Annotated in this window: 14 protein-coding genes; 5 read left to right on the forward strand and 9 right to left on the reverse strand. The window is 59.9% G+C overall.

Going from position 1 to position 17,542, the window contains the following annotated elements; genetic code table 11:
• Positions 1 to 42: 42 nt before the first annotated feature.
• Positions 43 to 1,431 carry an MBL fold metallo-hydrolase RNA specificity domain-containing protein gene (locus HP062_RS02270; RefSeq protein WP_256666073.1) on the forward strand — a complete coding sequence of 463 codons (1,389 nt, stop codon included), beginning with the start codon at positions 43 to 45 and terminating at the stop codon, positions 1,429 to 1,431.
• Positions 1,432 to 1,483: 52 nt separating this feature from the next.
• Here the strand turns inward: HP062_RS02270 and HP062_RS02275 are convergent, their stop codons facing one another.
• From HP062_RS02275 to HP062_RS02285, 3 genes are all read right to left on the reverse strand, one after another.
• The gene (locus tag HP062_RS02275) at positions 1,484 to 2,026 is read right to left on the reverse strand and encodes an Hsp20/alpha crystallin family protein (protein ID WP_010459321.1); all 543 of its coding nucleotides are present in this window, start codon (positions 2,024 to 2,026) and stop codon (positions 1,484 to 1,486) included.
• 84 nt (positions 2,027 to 2,110) lie between these two features.
• Positions 2,111 to 3,604: an arginine-ornithine antiporter gene (arcD, locus tag HP062_RS02280; RefSeq protein WP_077749859.1), complete on the reverse strand. Its 1,494-nt coding sequence runs from the start codon at positions 3,602 to 3,604 to the stop codon at positions 2,111 to 2,113.
• A gap of 205 nt (positions 3,605 to 3,809) precedes the next feature.
• Complete coding sequence (locus HP062_RS02285) at positions 3,810 to 4,877, reverse strand: ArsO family NAD(P)H-dependent flavin-containing monooxygenase (RefSeq protein WP_172790739.1); 1,068 nt, start codon at positions 4,875 to 4,877, stop codon at positions 3,810 to 3,812.
• A gap of 210 nt (positions 4,878 to 5,087) precedes the next feature.
• Between HP062_RS02285 and HP062_RS02290 the strand changes: the two genes are divergently transcribed.
• On the forward strand, positions 5,088 to 7,928 hold the full coding sequence (locus tag HP062_RS02290) for a cation-translocating P-type ATPase (protein WP_256666074.1): 2,841 nt from the start codon (positions 5,088 to 5,090) through the stop codon (positions 7,926 to 7,928).
• A 66-nt stretch (positions 7,929 to 7,994) separates the two neighbouring features.
• Positions 7,995 to 8,447, forward strand: coding sequence for a hypothetical protein (locus HP062_RS02295; protein WP_172790741.1), 453 nt, complete (start codon positions 7,995 to 7,997; stop codon positions 8,445 to 8,447).
• Positions 8,448 to 8,495: 48 nt separating this feature from the next.
• Here HP062_RS02295 and HP062_RS02300 read toward each other — a convergent pair whose 3' ends face one another.
• Complete coding sequence (locus HP062_RS02300; RefSeq protein WP_083377027.1) at positions 8,496 to 9,860, reverse strand: erythromycin esterase family protein; 1,365 nt, start codon at positions 9,858 to 9,860, stop codon at positions 8,496 to 8,498.
• A 353-nt stretch (positions 9,861 to 10,213) separates the two neighbouring features.
• Between HP062_RS02300 and HP062_RS02305 the strand changes: the two genes are divergently transcribed.
• Complete coding sequence (locus HP062_RS02305; RefSeq protein WP_172790742.1) at positions 10,214 to 10,861, forward strand: c-type cytochrome; 648 nt, start codon at positions 10,214 to 10,216, stop codon at positions 10,859 to 10,861.
• Positions 10,862 to 10,917: 56 nt separating this feature from the next.
• Here HP062_RS02305 and HP062_RS02310 read toward each other — a convergent pair whose 3' ends face one another.
• The 4 genes from HP062_RS02310 to HP062_RS02325 form a co-directional block, all read right to left on the reverse strand.
• Positions 10,918 to 11,565: a BON domain-containing protein gene (locus HP062_RS02310; RefSeq protein WP_077749865.1), complete on the reverse strand. Its 648-nt coding sequence runs from the start codon at positions 11,563 to 11,565 to the stop codon at positions 10,918 to 10,920.
• Positions 11,566 to 11,690: 125 nt separating this feature from the next.
• A complete protein-coding gene (locus HP062_RS02315; protein WP_154504316.1) occupies positions 11,691 to 11,834 on the reverse strand; it encodes a hypothetical protein in 144 nt (47 codons plus the stop codon).
• 1 nt (position 11,835) lies between these two features.
• Entirely contained in the window at positions 11,836 to 13,182 is a 1,347-nt protein-coding gene (locus HP062_RS02320) for an HlyD family type I secretion periplasmic adaptor subunit (RefSeq protein WP_172790743.1), read from the reverse strand.
• Positions 13,183 to 14,916, reverse strand: a complete 1,734-nt coding sequence (locus tag HP062_RS02325; protein ID WP_154912522.1) for a type I secretion system permease/ATPase — start codon at positions 14,914 to 14,916, stop codon at positions 13,183 to 13,185.
• Positions 14,917 to 15,230: 314 nt separating this feature from the next.
• Here HP062_RS02325 and HP062_RS02330 point away from each other — a divergent pair, with 314 nt between their 5' ends.
• Positions 15,231 to 15,917, forward strand: a complete 687-nt coding sequence (locus tag HP062_RS02330) for a response regulator transcription factor (protein ID WP_010459343.1) — start codon at positions 15,231 to 15,233, stop codon at positions 15,915 to 15,917.
• A 12-nt stretch (positions 15,918 to 15,929) separates the two neighbouring features.
• On the opposite strand, the gene HP062_RS02335 is transcribed toward HP062_RS02330, so the two are convergent.
• Positions 15,930 to 17,414 (reverse strand): sensor histidine kinase, encoded by a 1,485-nt coding sequence (locus tag HP062_RS02335; RefSeq protein ID WP_083377024.1) that lies wholly within the window; start codon positions 17,412 to 17,414, stop codon positions 15,930 to 15,932.
• Between the last annotated feature and the right edge of the window lie 128 nt (positions 17,415 to 17,542).

The following is a 17,542-nucleotide window of genomic DNA, read 5'->3' on the forward strand; positions in this document are numbered from 1 at the left end:
GAGCGATCAATAGCGCTTCCATGAATGTTCAAGGAGACGGCCATGCGAATGACATTTCTTGGTGCTGCGGGCACCGTCACGGTCAGCAAGTACTTGCTGGAGCATCGCGATCAACATGTGCTGATCGATTGCGGATTGTTCCAGGGCTACAAGCAACTGCGCTTGCACAACTGGGACCCTTTCCAGCTGCCGGTTCGCGACCTCCAGGCCATCGTGCTGACCCATGCCCATCTGGATCACAGCGGCTACTTGCCGGTGCTGGCGCGCAATGGTTATCGCGGCCCGGTGTATGCCACGCCCGCCACCTGTGAACTGGTCAAAATCCTGCTGCGAGACAGTGGTCGCTTGCAGGAAGAAGAGGCCGAATTCGCCAATCGACACGGCTTTTCCAAACACGCCCCGGCCTTGCCGCTTTATACCGAGCAGGACGCCGAACGCGCACTGAAGCTGTTGCATCCGGTTGAGTTGCATCACCGGGTCACGATTGTTCCGGGGCTCAGTATTCTGTTGCGCGGGGCCGGGCATATCCTGGGCGCCGCGACCGTTGAAATCGTCGCCGATGGCATCACGCTGGTGTGTTCCGGGGACCTGGGGCGGCCGAACGATCCGTTGATGTTCGCCCCGGAAACCATCGAACAGACCGATTACCTGCTCATAGAGTCGACCTACGGTGACCGTCGGCACCCTGAAGAGTCGCCGGAGAAGCAACTGGCCGAGGTCATCACCCGCACCGCGTTGCGCCATGGCATCACCCTGGTGCCCTCGTTTGCGGTCGGGCGAGCGCAGTTGTTGATGTATCACTTGTACCGACTCAAACAGCAGCACGCGATCCCGGACCTGCCGATCTACCTCAACAGCCCCATGGCGACGGATGTCACGCGCTTGTATCAGCGTTTTCGCAGTGAGCACCGGTTGTCGCTGGAGGACTGCGAAGGCATGTGCCAGGGCACGCATTTTGTGCGGGCGACCCGTGACTCGATCGAGTTGGATCAGCAACGCACCCCGGCGGTGATCATCGCCGCCAGCGGCATGGCGACCGGAGGACGGGTGCTGCACCACCTCAAGGCATTGGCGCCCAATCCGCTCAATACCCTGCTGATCCCGGGCTTTCAGGCCGGCGGCACCCGCGGTGCGCAGATCATCGCCGGTGCGCCTTCGGTGCGTATCCACGGCAAGGAGGTGCCAATCCGGGCCGAGGTGGTGCCGATGGAAACCCTGTCGGCGCACGCCGACGCCGACGAGATCATCGAGTGGTTGCGCGGGTTCAAGCGGCCGCCGAAACACACCTATGTGGTGCACGGCGAGCCCAATGCCTCGGATGTCTTGCGCCGGCGCATCAGCCTGGAGCTGGGTTGGTCGGTGTCGGTGCCGGAGTACCGTGACAGCGTCGAGCTCACGCCCATCGATCCGTCTTCAAGTTCATCGTCCTGATAAAAAGCCCCCTGGCCGGTTTTCCGGCCAGGGGGCGAGGGCTGCTCGGGACTTACTCGCCCTTGATCGGCACGACTTTGTCCGCTTTCATCGCGTCAGGCTTTTTCGGCAGCGAGATGCTCAGCACGCCTTTGCTGAAACTCGCGTCGATCTTCTCGGCATCGACGCCTTTGGGCAAGCTGAACACCCGTTCGAAGGAGCCGTAATGGCGCTCACTGAGGTGATAGCCTTTGCGTTTTTCCTCCTTGTCTTCTTTCTTTTCCCCTTTGATGATCAGGCTGCCGTTGGACAGTTTGATCTCAATGTTTTTCTGATCCATGCCGGGCAGTTCGGCGGTGATTTCGTAGCTTTTGTCTTTCTCGGTGATGTCCACGGCCGGCAGGCTAGGGACCGTCAACTCCTGCGACCATAAAGGCTCGACATCGAACAGCCCACGACTGAAGGGGGATAGCCCCCGGCCGTGACCAAAGTCCGAGAACAGTTGATCCACCTGCTGCCGGAGTTTTTCCAGAGGTCTCCAAAGGTCTGTCGTGACGGAGGGCTGATTCCCTTTTTCCTCAGTCTTTATCGGCATTTTTTTCACGGAATTGCTCATTTTCAATACTCCTCTTGGGATTGAAGGGTGGACTGAACATCCCTCGCTGCATTCCACCCGGAAAACACTCAGCAGTCCCTTGCGTTACAAGGCCAGCGTCCCGGACCACAGCATCCACCCGGCAAAGGCGGCCGCCGTCCAGATGATGATTAACAGCCCGGTTTCAGGGCCGCTGAGCGGTTGGCCCTGGCGAGACTTCATCGTGACCAGGTAAATCAACGAGCCGGGGGCGTAAAGCAACGCGCTGAGCAGCATGTATTTAGGCCCGGCGGCATACAGCAGCCATGTGCAATACAGCGTGGCGACCAGGGCGATGGCCATGTCGCGCAGTTGCAGGCCCCTGTGACCGGCGTAGGTCTGGCCCTGCCAGGTCAATTTCAGCGCGTACAGACCGCTGAACAGGTACGGCAGCAGAATCATCGACGTGGCCAGGGAAATCAGCGCGAGGTAAGTGGCGCTCGAATACAGCGTCAGCAACAGGAACAGTTGAATGCAGCCGTTGGTGATCCACAGCGCATGGGCCGGCACGCCTTGGGTGTTCTCCACGGCGAGTGTCCCCGGCATGACGTTTTCCTTGGCCGGTGTGAACACTGATTCGGCTGCCAGCAGCGTCCAGGCGAGCAGGGCACCGCCCACCGAAATAATCAAGCCGATGCTGATCAGCACCGCGCCCCATGGCCCGGCCGCCGCCTCAAGCACGCCCGCCATCGACGGGTTTTTCAGCGCCGCCAGTTCTGGCTGTCTGAGAATGCCCAGCGACAACAGGGACACCGCGATCAGCAGCAACAGGGTGATGACAAAACCGATGACCGTGGCACGACCAACGTTGGCCCGTTCTGCGGCTCGGGCGGAAAACACGTTGGCGCCCTCGATCCCGATGAACACCCACACGGTGACCAGCATGGTGCTTTTGACTTGATCAAGCGTGCTGCCCAGTGCCGACGAACCCCAGAAGTCGACCGAGAAGGTTTCTTTCTGAAAGGCCGCGATCACCAGGCCGATAAACAGCAGCAACGGCACAATTTTGGCGATCGTCGTCAACGCGTTGGCCCGCGCCGCGGTACGCATGCCCCTGAGGATCATCCAGTGCAACGACCACAGCACCACGGACGCTCCGGCAATGGCCGCTTTGTTATTGCCTTCACCAAACAGCGGGAAGAAGTAACTCAGCGCCGCGAACAGAATCACCAGGTAACTGACGTTGCCGATCCAGGCGCTGATCCAGTAGCCCCAGGCGGAATTGAAGCCGAGGAATTCGCCGCCCAGGGCGCGGGCATAGGCAAACACTCCGTTGTCCAAGGCAGGCTGGCGGTTGGACAAGGTCTGGTAGACCAGGGCCAGGGACAGCATGCCCACGCCGGTAATCAGCCAGCCAATCAGAATCGCCCCGGCTCCGGCACTGGCCGCCATGTTCTGCGGCAGACTGAAAATACCGCTGCCGATCATCGAACCGACCACCAGCGCGATCAGCAAACTCAGGGAAAGTCGTTTGGGCTCGACCTTTCGCAAGCTGCCCGCCAACGGATGGGGGACCGTCGGTGGGATGATCGGTTGAGTGCCTTGCAGTTGGGTAGCCATGTCAGCCTCCACGAGACGAGACGAGAGTCCTCTGCACTCACCGCGAATGCGCTGGTGCGAATACTGGCTCTAAATGTCGGCGTGAACGGGCTGCCCGTCTTTGATTTAAGTCAGAGACAGGGGAAACAGTTTTGCCGGCGTCGGCGAGTTATTGACGAAGGACCCTGGGGGATGAATCGCCCCATCGCGGCGATCACCCCTGGATTCAATGCTCGGTTAAAAATCTGTCGATTTCTTCCACGGTGCTGCGTGCTGTGCGCGTGACGCCAATCAGTGTCGCGGAAGCGGCGCCGGTCCAGTCGCCATAGCCCACCAGCCACAAGCGCGGCTCTTGAATGGAATGCGTGCCTTCGACGGCCACGCGCCCATCGGCGGTGCACACGCCCAGTGATCCCAGATAGCCGAGGGCAGGGCGGAAACCGGTGCACCAGATCACCGCGTCGACCGGCGTTTGCGAGCCATCGGCCCACTCCACGCCGGTGTCGGTAAAGCGCAGAAACGGCCGGACCGCGTGCAGTACACCGCGCTCCCGGGCTTCGACGACGGGCGGCACCATCACGATATCGCCCAAGCCACCGACCGGTTGTTCAATGACGGTGCCGGCGAGTTGGGCTTTCCAGCGTTCGGTGGCGCGTTCGAACAGCACTCGGCCATCGACGTCATCGGCGAGAAACTGTGGCGGCTGCGGCGTGACCCAGGTGGCGTCGGCCACTTGCGAGACTTCAGCGAGGATCTGGGCACCGGAGTTGCCACCGCCCACCACCAGGACTTTTTTGCCGGCAAACGGTTTGGCGTCGACGTAGTGGGCCGAATGCACTTGCTGGCCGGTAAAGGTTTCACTGCCGGGGTAGTGAGGCAGGAAGGGATGGCGCCAGGTGCCCGTCGCGCTAACCACCGTGCGGGCCAGCCAGCTAAGGCTCTCGGTCTTGACGAGCAGCCGATTATCCCGGCGTTCAATAGCGTTCACCCAATAGGGCCGCGCGGTAGGGAATTGGTAGCGTTGCTCATACTCGCGCAGGTAATCGAGGACGTTGTCGCGGCTTGGGTAGCCGTCCGTGACCGGCGGCATCATCCAGCCGGCGATGGAGCTCCAGGTCGAGGGTGAAAACAGTCGCAGGGAATGCCAGCCGTGCCGCCAGGCGCCGCCCGGCCCGGCTTCGGCATCAATAATCACAAACGAACGCCCTGTTCGGCGCAGAAAGTAAGCCACGGCGAGTGCGGACTGGCCACCGCCGATAATTGCGACGTCCACTTCGGTGGGGGTAGAAGGCATGGCGAATCCTCAGGGCGCAAAGTCACGCCAAGATACCCGATGCAGATCGGCCATTTGTTGATGTTGCTCAAGCGATTAATGCAGCGGCTCATTCAGGGAATGCTGCACAACGCACTCAACCGGTTATCGTCACCTATCATTTCGGTGCATTCGCGTTCGTTACGCTATCAATGGATCAACGGCGCACGCTCCGTTGTAAAAGGGGATCAAATGAATCGCGCAGTTGAGAGTGGTAAGCACCGTATCGTTTCTCCCCACCTCGAAGACGTCGAAACGCTTGTCCGCGAGCTGGACGCTGATCTGCGCGTGGGCTTGTCCAGCGCGCAAGCCCAGGCCCGTCTGAGTCGTGACGGACCCAATGAGTTACGGACCCAGCCGGTCAAGCCCGCCTGGCATTATCTTCTGCGGCAGTTTCAAGATCCGCTGGTGTACCTGCTGCTTGTCGCGGTGGGCATCACCCTGGCCATCTGGTTGCTGATGGACCGTCAGGAATGGCCGGTCGATGCGTTGGTGATCACGCTGATTGTGCTGGCTAATGCGTTGCTGGGGTTTTTCCAGGAAACCCGCTCACAGCGAGCTGTTGCGGCGTTGGCCAACCTGACCCAGACCTCTTCTTCCGTCATCCGCGACGGGGCCCTGACGCGAATCCCCAGTCAGCAACTGGTGATCGGTGACCTGCTGGTGTTATCCGAGGGCGACTCGGTGGGCGCCGATGCTCGCCTCATCCAGGCCAATGAATTGCGCGTGCTGGAAGCGTCACTGACCGGAGAGAGTGAAGCGGTGTCGAAAAATACCGCGTGTTCAAGCACCGAGGTGCCTTTGGCGGAGCGCTCCAATATGATTTTCAAGGGCACAGCCATCGCCCAGGGGACGGGAGTCGGCATGGTCACGGCGGTCGGTATGGCGACTGAAGTCGGGGCCATCGCTCATCTGCTGGATGTCACGCCTGAAGAGGTCACACCTCTGCAAAAGGAAGTGCGCGCCATAGGGCGGATGCTCGGCATTGCGGTTCTGGTGATCGCTACGGTGGTCGTCGTGGCCGTGCTGATGCTCACTGACATTCAGACGGTCGACGATGTGCTGCGGGTTTTGCTGCTGGGTGTGTCCCTGGCGGTGGCGGCGGTGCCAGAGGGGCTGCCTGCCGTTCTGTCACTGGTGCTCGCCTTCGGCATGCTGCGCATGGCGCGCAGCAAAGCCATCATCAAGCGACTGTCTTCAGTGGAGACCCTGGGGTCTGCATCGGTCATCTGTACCGACAAGACCGGCACGCTGACCCGTTCCGAAATGACCATCCAGCAAACCATGACTGCGTCGGGTAAAGGAGTGGTCAGCGGTGTCGGCTACGCCCCGCAAGGGCAGATTCATCACCAGGACCTGCCCCTGAGTGGGGGGCCAGTGCACAGCGAAAACGTGCTGTTATTGCGCGGCGGCAGCTTGGCTGGCAATGCCGTGCTGGCGCAGCAGGAAGACGGCACCTGGGTGGTTCAAGGCGATCCGACCGAGGGTGCCTTTCTGGTGGCGGAGCGCAAGCTCGATGCGCCGGCACGCAGCGTGAACCGCTTCGAGCGTGTGGCTGAAATACCCTTTACCTCTGATCGAAAAATGATGTCGGCCCTGGTCATCGATCATGAGCACAACGACGAGCGGCTGCTGATCAGCAAGGGCGCGCCCGATGTGCTCCTCCAGCATTGCACACAAGTCCAGGTCGGCATGGATGTCGTGCCACTCACCGACGACCTGCGTGCAAAAGCCGTGGCTGATGTGAATGAGTTGTCGGGCGTGGGATTGCGCACGCTTTCCGTGGCGTACCGTCCCTTGGCCGCTGGCGAGGAGGTCACGAGCGGTGAACCCCTTGAGGCCGGCCTTGTTTTCATCGGTACGGTCGGCATCAGTGACCCGCCGCGTGAAGAAGTCGCGCCGGCCATTGCCGAAGCTCATCGGGCAGGCATCCGCATCATTATGATCACCGGTGACCATCCGCGAACGGCAGCGCGCATCGCCGAGGATCTGGGCATCATCCAGGCCGGTGCCGGGGCGTTGACCGGGGCCGATCTGGATAAGCTGGACGATGCGGCCCTGGCCGAGGCGGTCCGGTCGACCTCGGTCTATGCCCGTGTGGCGCCCTCGCATAAGTTGCGGATTGTCGATGCGCTGCAAGCGCAGGGGCATGTGGTGGCGATGACCGGCGATGGTGTGAATGACGCTCCGGCACTGAAGTCAGCCGACATCGGCATTGCCATGGGCATCACCGGAACGGAGGTGACCAAGCAGGCGGGAAAAATGATCCTGGCCGATGATAACTTCGCGACCATCGTATTGGCCGTGCGTGAAGGCCGCGGGATTCTGGACAATATCCGCAAGTTTCTTCGTTACTTGCTGTCTTCCAATATGGGCGAGGTGCTGACGGTCTTTCTCGCCGTTGTGGGGGCCAGCGTCATCGGCCTGGTGGATGAGAACGGCGGGATCATCCTGCCGCTGCTGGCCACGCAGATTCTGTGGATCAACCTGGTCACGGATGCGGCACCGGCCATCGCCATGGGCCTTGATCCGCATAGCGAGGATGTCATGACACGCAGCCCGCGCAAGCCTTCGGACCGCATCATCGACACACGCATGTGGGTGGGGGTGTTCGAGGTGGGGCTGGTCATGGCATTGGCGAGTTTGTTAACGGTCGACTGGATGCTGCCGGGAGGGTTGATACCGGGGGATGCGTCGCTGGAGGAAGCACGCACGGGCGCTTTTACCGTCCTTGTTTTGGCGCAGCTGTTTAACGCGTTGAACGCGCGCTCTGAATCAACCAGTGCGTTTATCGGCCTGTTCGCCAATCGATGGCTCTGGGGCGCCATCGTCCTGGCCATGGTCTTGCAGATTGCAGTGGTGCACTGGGCGCCACTCAACAAGGCGTTCGGCACGAGTGCATTGACGCTCAGCCAGTGGGGTCTTTGTCTGGCAATGGCGAGCCTGGTCTTCTGGTTCAGCGAGCTGCGCAAGCTGTGCAGGCATTGGCACCGTGCAAGACGAGAAGACAGGACACAACTGCACTCAAGTTGATCAAGATCAAACGGCATTTGCTGATCGGCGTCATTGTTTTAATAAACATGGGCGAGAGATACGGTCATGACAGACAACAAACTCGTCAGCAGCGGGGTTCACGTGACCCAAGGCAGAGGGACGGCACTCGGGCAGTTGCGCTGGCCGGGTCCCCGTTCCTGGAAACGTGAGGCAACCTTCCTGGTGGCGATCCTGATGGGGCTGACGGCGGGATACTTTACGGTGTCTCACTTCGCCTCCCAGGCGGCGCAAGACTTGGCAGGCAGGTGCACAGCGCGTTTTGAGATCGAGCTTGAGAATGCCGACATCGATTCCCTCACAAGAGCCCTGCCTCAGTCCTTGTGTGAATGTCTGGCGAATTCGCTCCTCGACAAAAACGGCATTGCGCGGATGGCGATGGTCAACTGGCGCCTGCTTGATCCTTTGGCCCTTGAGCCGGTGACGGAAAAGGACGAGGACAGCTGCATCAACGCGCTGTGGGTGCCCAGTGTTGAATTGGCCAAGCGCCTGAGTCTTTGAAAAAGGGGCACCTCGCAGGGGCGCCGCTTTCATCGACCTTGTTGCGCCTCACAAACCAAACGGAAAGGTCTCGTCCTCCGGTTCGATCGCCTGGCCTTTCGGCAGCGCCAGTGCGGTCACGGGGCGGGTCTGTTCGATCCAGATCATTGCGTCAAACTGGTCGGCCAGCGCCGCCTCGAAGTAATGGCTGCGACGCTCGGTTTCAGGACGATAAATCACGCCGATGGCCCGCTCCAGCAATGGCTTGCTCAGGACGCGACGCAGTTCTTTGCGGCGCGGGTCTCGCCAGTCGGTCAACGACGCTGGAATGCCGGCTTTGAAAAACTGATGCTCCCAGCTGTCCGGGTGCGAGGGCCTGATGTCCTTGATGAGCAGGTCGCCGTCCCAGTCATCGGCCGCCGCCACCTGGCCCCGGTCGGTGCTCATGCCAATCAGCACGACCTCGCGACCATAGGCACTGCGGCATAGATGACCGATATTGAACTGGCCCTTCCAGCCCATTTCGGTGGCGGCCGCATTGCCGATATGGGAGTTGTGCGCCCAGACCACGGCCTTGGCGTGGGGCCCCCGGTGCTCAAGCAGCCGCTGCAGGGTGTCGAACATATGCCGGTCGCGCAGATTCCACGAGGCCGTCGAGCCTCGATAAATCGCGCGGTAGTATTGCTCCGCTGCCTGCACCACCCGGGCGTTTTGCGCCGCATTGAAGAACCCTTCATCATCCCGCACGAGCCCGGCCAGTTGTTTGGCCAGCATGGCGTTGAGTTGCTCGACCACCGGCTGTTCGCAGGGCATCAGGCCGCCGCGTTCGACGAAGTGACCGTACAGCGCCGGATCATCCTGCCACGGCGTCAGGCATCCATAACGCCGCCGCGCTTCGTGGGCCAACTGCGGGTCGACCTGGTCCAGGTAGCGCAGCACTTCATGAATGGAGTTGCGCAAGCTGTAAATGTCGAGGCCACGGAATTCGACACGACGTTCAGGGGCGAGTGAGTGATTGAATTGATGCAGCCAATGGACGAATGACCTCACCTCGGCATTGCGCCACATCCAGGTCGGAAAACGGCTGAAAATGTGGCGCTTCCACGCCGAACGGGCCAGGCCCCGGACGTAATGGTCGACATGGCCGGCGTCCGGCCAGTCGGCTTCCACCGCCACAATGTTGAACCCGTGGTGTTCAATCAGCCTTTGGGTGATCGCTGCCCGGGTTTCATAGAAGTCGCGGGTGCCATGGCTGGCCTCACCGATCATGACGACACGGGCATCGGCGTAGCGATCGAACATTTCACCAAAGGTCGATGAGTCCCGCGTCGGCAGGGGTTCTGCGTATTGACGCAGGAGCGGTGCGATGGTGGCCACGTCGATGTGTCGAGGAGAGCCATCCCTGTCCGGCGAGTCGTGGGAGGGGGTGTTCATGACGGTTATCCCCTTGAGTCAGGTCACTGCCACAGGCCTGGCGTGCGTCTTCCATCAGATGCTTTATCGTCTGGTGGGTATTCCAACACCTCGATTCAGACAAATGATTGAGTTTGATCAACAAAGGGGGCAATGCCTTGAGCGATGGTGTTTGAGACAGCGTTCCCGGCACACGGGATATAAGGCGAAGCGATGGCCTTTAGTTCGAATCAGGCTGAACGGTTCGTTGTCATTGACCTGTAACGGGCGGCCTCTGGCTAAGCTCAATTCAGAGGGTCGCTCCGACAGCCTTCAAGGTGTGACGGACGTGTATTGATCGTCGAATCGAGGGTGAGACCATGGAAGCCTGTGACATGAAGCGTACTCCCCGCCAATCACATCGTTTACTTGCCATGTGCATCGTGACGTTGATGGGCTGCACGAGTAGCAACGAGCAGACCTCGCAAGACGCGTCAGCCATGTCCGGTGTCGCCATGGTGGATCAGATCTGCTCCTTGTGTCATGGCTTGACGGGGGAGTCCGTCTCACCGATGTTTCCCAAGCTGGCCGGGCAGCAAAAAGAGTACCTGAAGCTGCAACTGGGCGACTTCAAGCGGCATCTGCGCAGCGATACATCCGGGGCTCAGTACATGCGCGGGTTTGATCATTTGACCGAGACCCAGATCACCGAACTGGCCGATTATTTTTCACGTCAAAGTCCAATGAAGGCGGATGCCGACAGCGCCGATGCCCGGGGTGAATCCATCTTTGGCAATGGCATTCCCGAGTCAGGCGTCGCTCGGTGCAGTTCGTGTCACGGTGCTGGCGGGGAAGGCAATGGTCGGATTCCCCGGGTGGCAGGTCAACATGCGGAGTATGCGATTCGCCAGATCAAGGTGCTGCAGCAGACGGAGCAGCGCCCCCGTGACGACTCGATGAAGTCGTCGAATCATTCACTGTCTGAGGCGGACACCGAATCTGTCGCTCGTTACATGGCGACACTCGGCGCCCAGCCACAATGACCTTTGAGTCTCAATACAGCGGCCCGGGGAGATCGCACACTCCCCGGTGCCGTGACTCAGGCGAGCAGTATGTGATCGATCACCTCTTTTACACCGGGTACTGACCAGGCCGCCCGTTCTGCAACCTGACGCTGGCGCCATAAATGGACCCGGCCTTCGAGTATCACCACATCGCCCTGGACCTTGACGTGTATCCCCTCGGCTTCTACTTCGGCATTGCGCTTGAGTGCCGCTTCGATGCTGCGCTGGATATTACCGGCGTCGACCCGGGGACGAAGGGCGAGCTGATTGTCGATGCCCAGCACGCCGGACAATTTGCGCACGGCCCGTTCCGCGGTTTCTTTTTGGTATTGCCAGTCCACTTGGCCTTCCAGGGTGACCCACCCATGTTGCACGACGACTTTGATGTCGCCTTCGGGCACGTCGGAACTCCAATTAATGATTTTCAACGCGCGACTGGCGATGGTGTCATCTGCCGTGCCGGCGCCTTTCTCGGGGCGGATCTGAATTTCCTCGGCGACCGCGCGTACCCCTTTGAGGCTTTTGACGGCACGCTCTGCGTCGATTTTCTGGGCATAGGTGGAAACGTGACCGGTGAGGGTCACCACACCATCGTCCACGGCCACGCCAATGTTCGCAGCATTGATTTCAGGCTGGAATTCCAGTTCATCCAGGATGGCATTACGCAGACTCAAGTCGTTCATGATGAAGTCCTCTGTGAAGGGCGTGAGACAGGACGGACCGTGAGCGCCCGGTCAGTCTTTTCTACGCCTGAACGACGAAAAATCCTTGAGGTATATCAATAATGCGGCCGACAGGCCCGCGGTGTTCAAAACGCCAACTTCGGTCCCGGGCAGGCATTGGCGCTGGCGATGTCGTCATCGTCCAGCGCGTCCATATCCGCCGCCAGCCGCAGGTTGGCCAGCAGGCGCAACAGGGCGAAGAAGCCGATGAACCGAGCGCGGCTGCTCAAGTCATTGCTCCTTGAACGCACTGTTGACTCGGTCCAGCAGCGGCTTCAGCAGATAGCTGAGCATGTTGCGTTCACCGGTCTTGATGGTGACTGATGCGGGCATGCCCGCGCGGATGTGATTGCTGCCGAGCATGGCCATGCCGGCGTGCGTCACTTCGATCTGCGCCAGGTAGTAGGGTTGTTTGTTGTCGTCGCTGACCAGGCGATCGGCGGAAATGGTCAGCACCTGGCCCGGAATGTTCGGTGTCTGCACGTGATTGAACGCGGGGAACGAGATGGTCACCGGCAGGCCTGGCGTCATCCGGTCGATGGCTTGCACCGGCACCATCGCGTCGATTTGCAACGGTTCGTGGGCCGGCACGATTTCCATGATCTTGAAACCGGGCGCGATCACGCCGCCGATGGTCGAGACGTTCAGGCCCTGGACCACACCGTCGATGGGCGAACGGATCACCGTGTGCCGGACCTGATAATCCAGGGCCTGCAACCGGTCGGTCAGGGCGCTGTTTTCCTTCTGCACATCGGCCAGCAGCGACTGCACTTCCTTGCGGTAGTCGAACCCCCGCTGAAGGATGCGCAACTTGATTTCGGCGACCTGGCCCCGCGCCCTGGCAATGTTGTTGAGGTTGTCGGCCTGGGAGGCATTGAGATCAGAACCGGTGCGTTCCAGTTCGAGCATACGGTTGCGCGGCACATAGCCTTCGGCGGCCAGTTGCCGTATCCCGACCAGTTCCTGATTGAGAAACCCGAGCTGTGTCGAGCGGGCACTGTAGACGTGTTGCAACCCTTTGATCTGTGCTTCGGCGGAGTTTTGCGATTCGCGCAGGATGCCAATCTCGCCCTCAAGGGCGGCGCGGCGCGTGGTGAACAAATGCCGTTGCAGGAGGATCGCATTGTTCAGGTGCTCGCTGCCGGCGTAGCGCTGCAACATGGCGGGGTCGAAGATGACCTCGGGTACGCCGTCACGCTCGGCTTGCAAACGGTTTTCCATGGTTTTGGTGGCGATGAACTCAGCGTTGACCACCCCTTGTTCCGAGAGCGCCTGGGTGGCGTCGAGCCGAACCAGCTCCTGATCCTTGCTGACGCTGTCGCCTTCGCGCACCAGAATCGCTTCGACACTACCACCGGTAAGGTGCTGGATGGCTTTGCGGTTGCTGGTGACCTTGACCGTGGCGGTGGCGACGATGCCGGCGTCCAGCGGGGCCAGCCATGACCAAAGCAGAAATCCGCCAAAGCCGAGGATCACTAGCAGCACGCCCCAACGAGCCAGGCGGTGGTCGTTGATATCGATATTGGCCGCCGCGCGGACCAATTCCTGGCTACGAGGATCAAGACTCAAGGCGCCCATTTATTCTCTCCCGCGAACGGCTGACAGGGTGGGTGCGCCGACGGGCAGCACGCTGGTTTGACGCAGTGCAGCAAACACTTCGTCCCTGGGGCCGAACAATTGCGTGCTGCCTTCGCGCAGCATCAGGATTTTGTCGACGGTGCCGAGGATGCTCGGACGGTGGCTGATCAGCACCGTGGTGCACCCCCGGGACTTGAGGTCTTCCAGCACCTCGATCAGGGCTTTTTCCCCGGCGTCGTCAAGGTTGGCGTTCGGCTCATCGAGCACGATGATCGACGGTTCACCATAAAGTGCACGGGCCAGGCCGATACGCTGGCGCTGTCCACCGGACAGCGGGTTACCGTCTACATCCAGGGTCGTGTCATAACCGTGGGCAAAGCGCAAAATCATGTCGTGCACACCGGCCCGCTTGGCCGCCACGATCACGGCATCACTGTCGACTGCGCCGAAACGGGCGATGTTGTCGGCAATCGTGCCTTCGAACAACTCCACGTCCTGGGGCAGGTAACCGACCCAGGGACCGAGCTCTTCCTTGTTCCACAGGTAGACGTCCACGCCGTCGAGCCGCACTTTGCCGCTTTGCGCCGGCCAGATGCCCACCAGCAGCCGTGCCAGGGTTGATTTGCCCGAGGCGGACGGGCCGATGATGCCTAGGGATTCACCCGGCGACAGGTTGAAGTGCGGTCCGCGAAGGATCGATTGGCTCATGCCCGGCGCCCCGGCGTGCAGGTGTTCAACCGAGAGCATGCCCAAGGGCCGTTGCAGCTTCATCGCATCGGCCCGGGGTGGAAACTCCTGCAGCAGTTGCTTGAGCCGCGACCAGGCGCGGCGGCTGGTCAGCAATTGCTTCCAGGCGCCGATCAGTTGCTCCACGGGGGCCAGGGCGCGGCCGCTGAGGATCGAGCTGGCGATCATCATGCCTGGGGTGATCGAGCCTTCGATCGCCAGCAGGGCACCGGTGCCGAGGATCAGCGATTGCAGAGTGATCCGCACGAAACGCGCGAGGCCGCTGATGTAGGCAGCCCGATCGGAAGCCAGGGTTTGCATTTCGAGAATCCGCAGGTGGCTGCCAAACCAGCGCTGGGTGATGGCAGGCAACATGCCCATGGCTTCAATGACTTCGGCGTTGCGCAAATTGTTGTTGGCGAAAGTACCTGAGATTTGTGACGCCAGGTTCGCCTCGTTCAACGGCTTTTTGGTGGCGATTTCGGTGAGCCAGGTCAGGGACACCAGAATCAGCGAACCGCACAGGGTGACGATCCCGAGCAAGGGGTGGATCAGGTAGGCGACGAACAGGTAAATGGGCGTCCACGGCGCATCGAAGAACGCAAACAGCCCGTTGCCGGTAAGAAACTGGCGTACTTGCGCGAGGTCTTGCAGGGCTTGCGCCGGGTTACCGCCGGTGCGTTGCAGATTGCGCTCGAAAGCGGCGGTGAACACGCGACGGTTCAGGGCCATGTCCAGTCGATTGCCGACTCGGATCAGCACCCGCGTGCGCACCACTTCCAGTATGGCCATCAAGGTGTACAAACCGATCATCAGAAGGGTCAGCATCAGCAGCGTGGTGACATTGCTGCTGACCAGCGCCCGGTCATACACCTGCAGCATATAAATGGCCGGCGCCAGCATCAGCACGTTGATGACACCACTGAATCCCGCCAGCGAATAGAACGTATGGCGCAACCGAAAAAGCAACTCGGCAAACTCGGATCGCCGCTGGTTTTTCTTGTTCATCGGAAGGGTCCAATGCCGTGGTTTTATGTACCTCAGCGTAGGAGAACGACTGTTGGTCGGATGACGTCCCGATCCAGTTTTTACGCGTCAATATTTTATTGACGCTTTTGACAGTGTTTAAAAACAATGGGTTGGGCGCTGTACTGTCTGGCGCTTGTAATGAAGTTGGCTTGTTGGCGATCAAATTTCGTGCGACTTAAGTCTAGTTATCGTCCTCGAAGCCTGCGGCGCTTGCGACCAGAGCCCTGCATCCGCCGGGGTTAGCTGCTATTAATCAATAGTGTTCGAGTAATTGACCCTGTCAGGAGCGCGTCATGAACCCTTTCATCCGGATTGGCATTGTCGATGACCACCCTATGTTGCGTGAAGGCGTGGCCAATACGCTGAGGAAGAGGACGGACTTACAAGTCGTGGAGCAGGGGGGCAGCGCGGACGAAGCCCGGGACATCGCTCTGCGATTGAGACCGGACGTGATGCTGATGGACGTTAATATGCCGGGCGATGTGTTTGCTGCCGTGCGGTACATTTCGACCCAACTGCCGGACGTGAAGGTGCTGATGCTGACAGTTTCCGAATCCGAAGATGACGCTTATTCAGCGCTCGAAGCGGGGGCTCGTGGCTATGTGTTGAAAGGGATCAGCGGACCGGATCTGGTGCTGGCAATTCGCTCGATCTCCAGGGGTGAAACGTACATCACCCCTGAATTTGCCAAAAAGCTGCTGAGCAACTTCAGAAAGCATGAAGCCGAAGTCCGCAAGATCGACCTCACCCATCGGGAGGAGCAGATCATTCGTGAAGTCTCAATGGGCTTGACCAATAAGGAAGTCGCTTCAAAACTCTTGATCAGCGAAAAAACCGTCAAGTACTACATGACTTGCGTGATGCAAAAGCTGCATGCCCGCAACCGTGTCGAGGCTGTCACCGCCCTGCGCCGCTATTGGGAGCGCGAGGCTATGGATCGCCTGCGCATCGGGACAGTAAATTCTCACTTGGATGTATAGGGTGGCCCCTGACTAAAGCTTGAACTGTGCATTTACCGAAGTGCCGGCAGCGGATGAGTCGATGCTGAACAGTCCTCCCAGGGATTCAACGCGATAACGCAAACCGGCCAGCCCCAGTCGGATTCTGCCCGCTGTGTCGACCACCATGGCGTCAGCCGCCATGCCCGGTCCATTGTCCTTGACGCTGATGTGTAGCAACCCGTCCATGTAATCCGCGCTGATGGCCTGGCCGTGGCCATGGGCATGACGGTAGGCATTGTTGAGGGTTTCCTGCACAAACCGGTAAAGACACAATTTGAGTGGCAGTGAAGCCTCCTCGGGCAGCACCCCCAGGGTTAATTTGACCTTGGTGCCGGTGCGTTGCTCGTGTCGTTGAGCCACCAGTTGAAGCTCCTCCTGCAAGCTAAGGTCGTTGATTTCCGGAAGCGCCAGACCCCGTGATAATTCCCGCACCTCACGCAATGCATCGGTGGCTGCACCTCGGATGGTTTCCAGGGATTCCTGATCGACTGCCGTGCAGTTCTCGGCCAGGTCATCGAGCCGGATCAGTATCAAGGTCAACAACTGTGCCGGCCCATCATGCAGGTCTGCACCGATGCGGCGCAGGGTCAGTTCGTTGATCCGCGAGAACTCCTCAGTCGCCGTGGTCATCTTGCGCTGGAGCGCGGCATTACTGATGCGCAACCGTGTTTGCTCCAGTAGCCGCAGCCTCAAAGCCACTTGCTGGCGCTGGATGATCGTGTCACCGCGCCTCACGAGGAAGAACAGTAGCGTCAGCATCGCCAGTGTCGCGGCGCCCACGACCATCCACACCTGCTGGCGGATGCGCCTGATCTCCTGTTCCAGGCTGTCGGCCTTTTCATAGAACTCGCCCACGGCAATGATTTTTCCGGTATTGAACTCGCGCAGCGGTGCATAAATTTCATAGAGCGGCACATTCATATTGCGCTCGAACTGGTTCTCTTCCTGTTTAAGATCCTCGAGGTCGGTCACCACGTTGCCTTTGAGCGCATCGGCAATCTCTTCCATCGGGAACTTGCGATTAGTAATGGATTTATCTGTGCTGTAAACCACCGTGCCGTCGGGTCGCCAGATCTTGATCGAGACGATGTGCCGTTTCAGTGAGTGGGTCTCCATCAAGCGGTCCAAGGATTTGACGCTTTCGGTCGAGAGGACATTTTCGCGACTCAGCTCCTGCACATAGGGCTCCAGAAACGCTTCCATGTAGTGTGCGCCGGCCTCTGCGGCGCTTTGTACGGCGGCTCTCTCTATTCGCTCACTGACCAGTTCGCCGACGAAAAACATCGTCAGCCCCAGAATCAGTGCGGCGGCAATCACGAACTGCGTAGAGCGGCTTAGCTTGCGTGCCTGAACTATCAGTCGGCTGCGCATCGGATTCCGACGACGATCAGGTCCAGGTATCGTCCCGTCCGGGATCTCACTCGGTTCAGCGACAAACGTCTCGGTTTCCGGGTGGGCTTTTGAGTCATTTGCCATCGCTTCAATTCCCTGGTCATAGCTCGACGTTGATTGAACAGCCTGCGCGTCACCGGATATCCGCAGCGTGTCATGTTCAAGCTGCCTGTACGAACAGGCTCACTATAGATGGACAATCAGTACAGCAC

This window comes from Pseudomonas sp. B14-6 (assembly GCF_013260315.1).
In the GTDB taxonomy this organism is placed as follows: domain Bacteria; phylum Pseudomonadota; class Gammaproteobacteria; order Pseudomonadales; family Pseudomonadaceae; genus Aquipseudomonas; species Aquipseudomonas mandelii.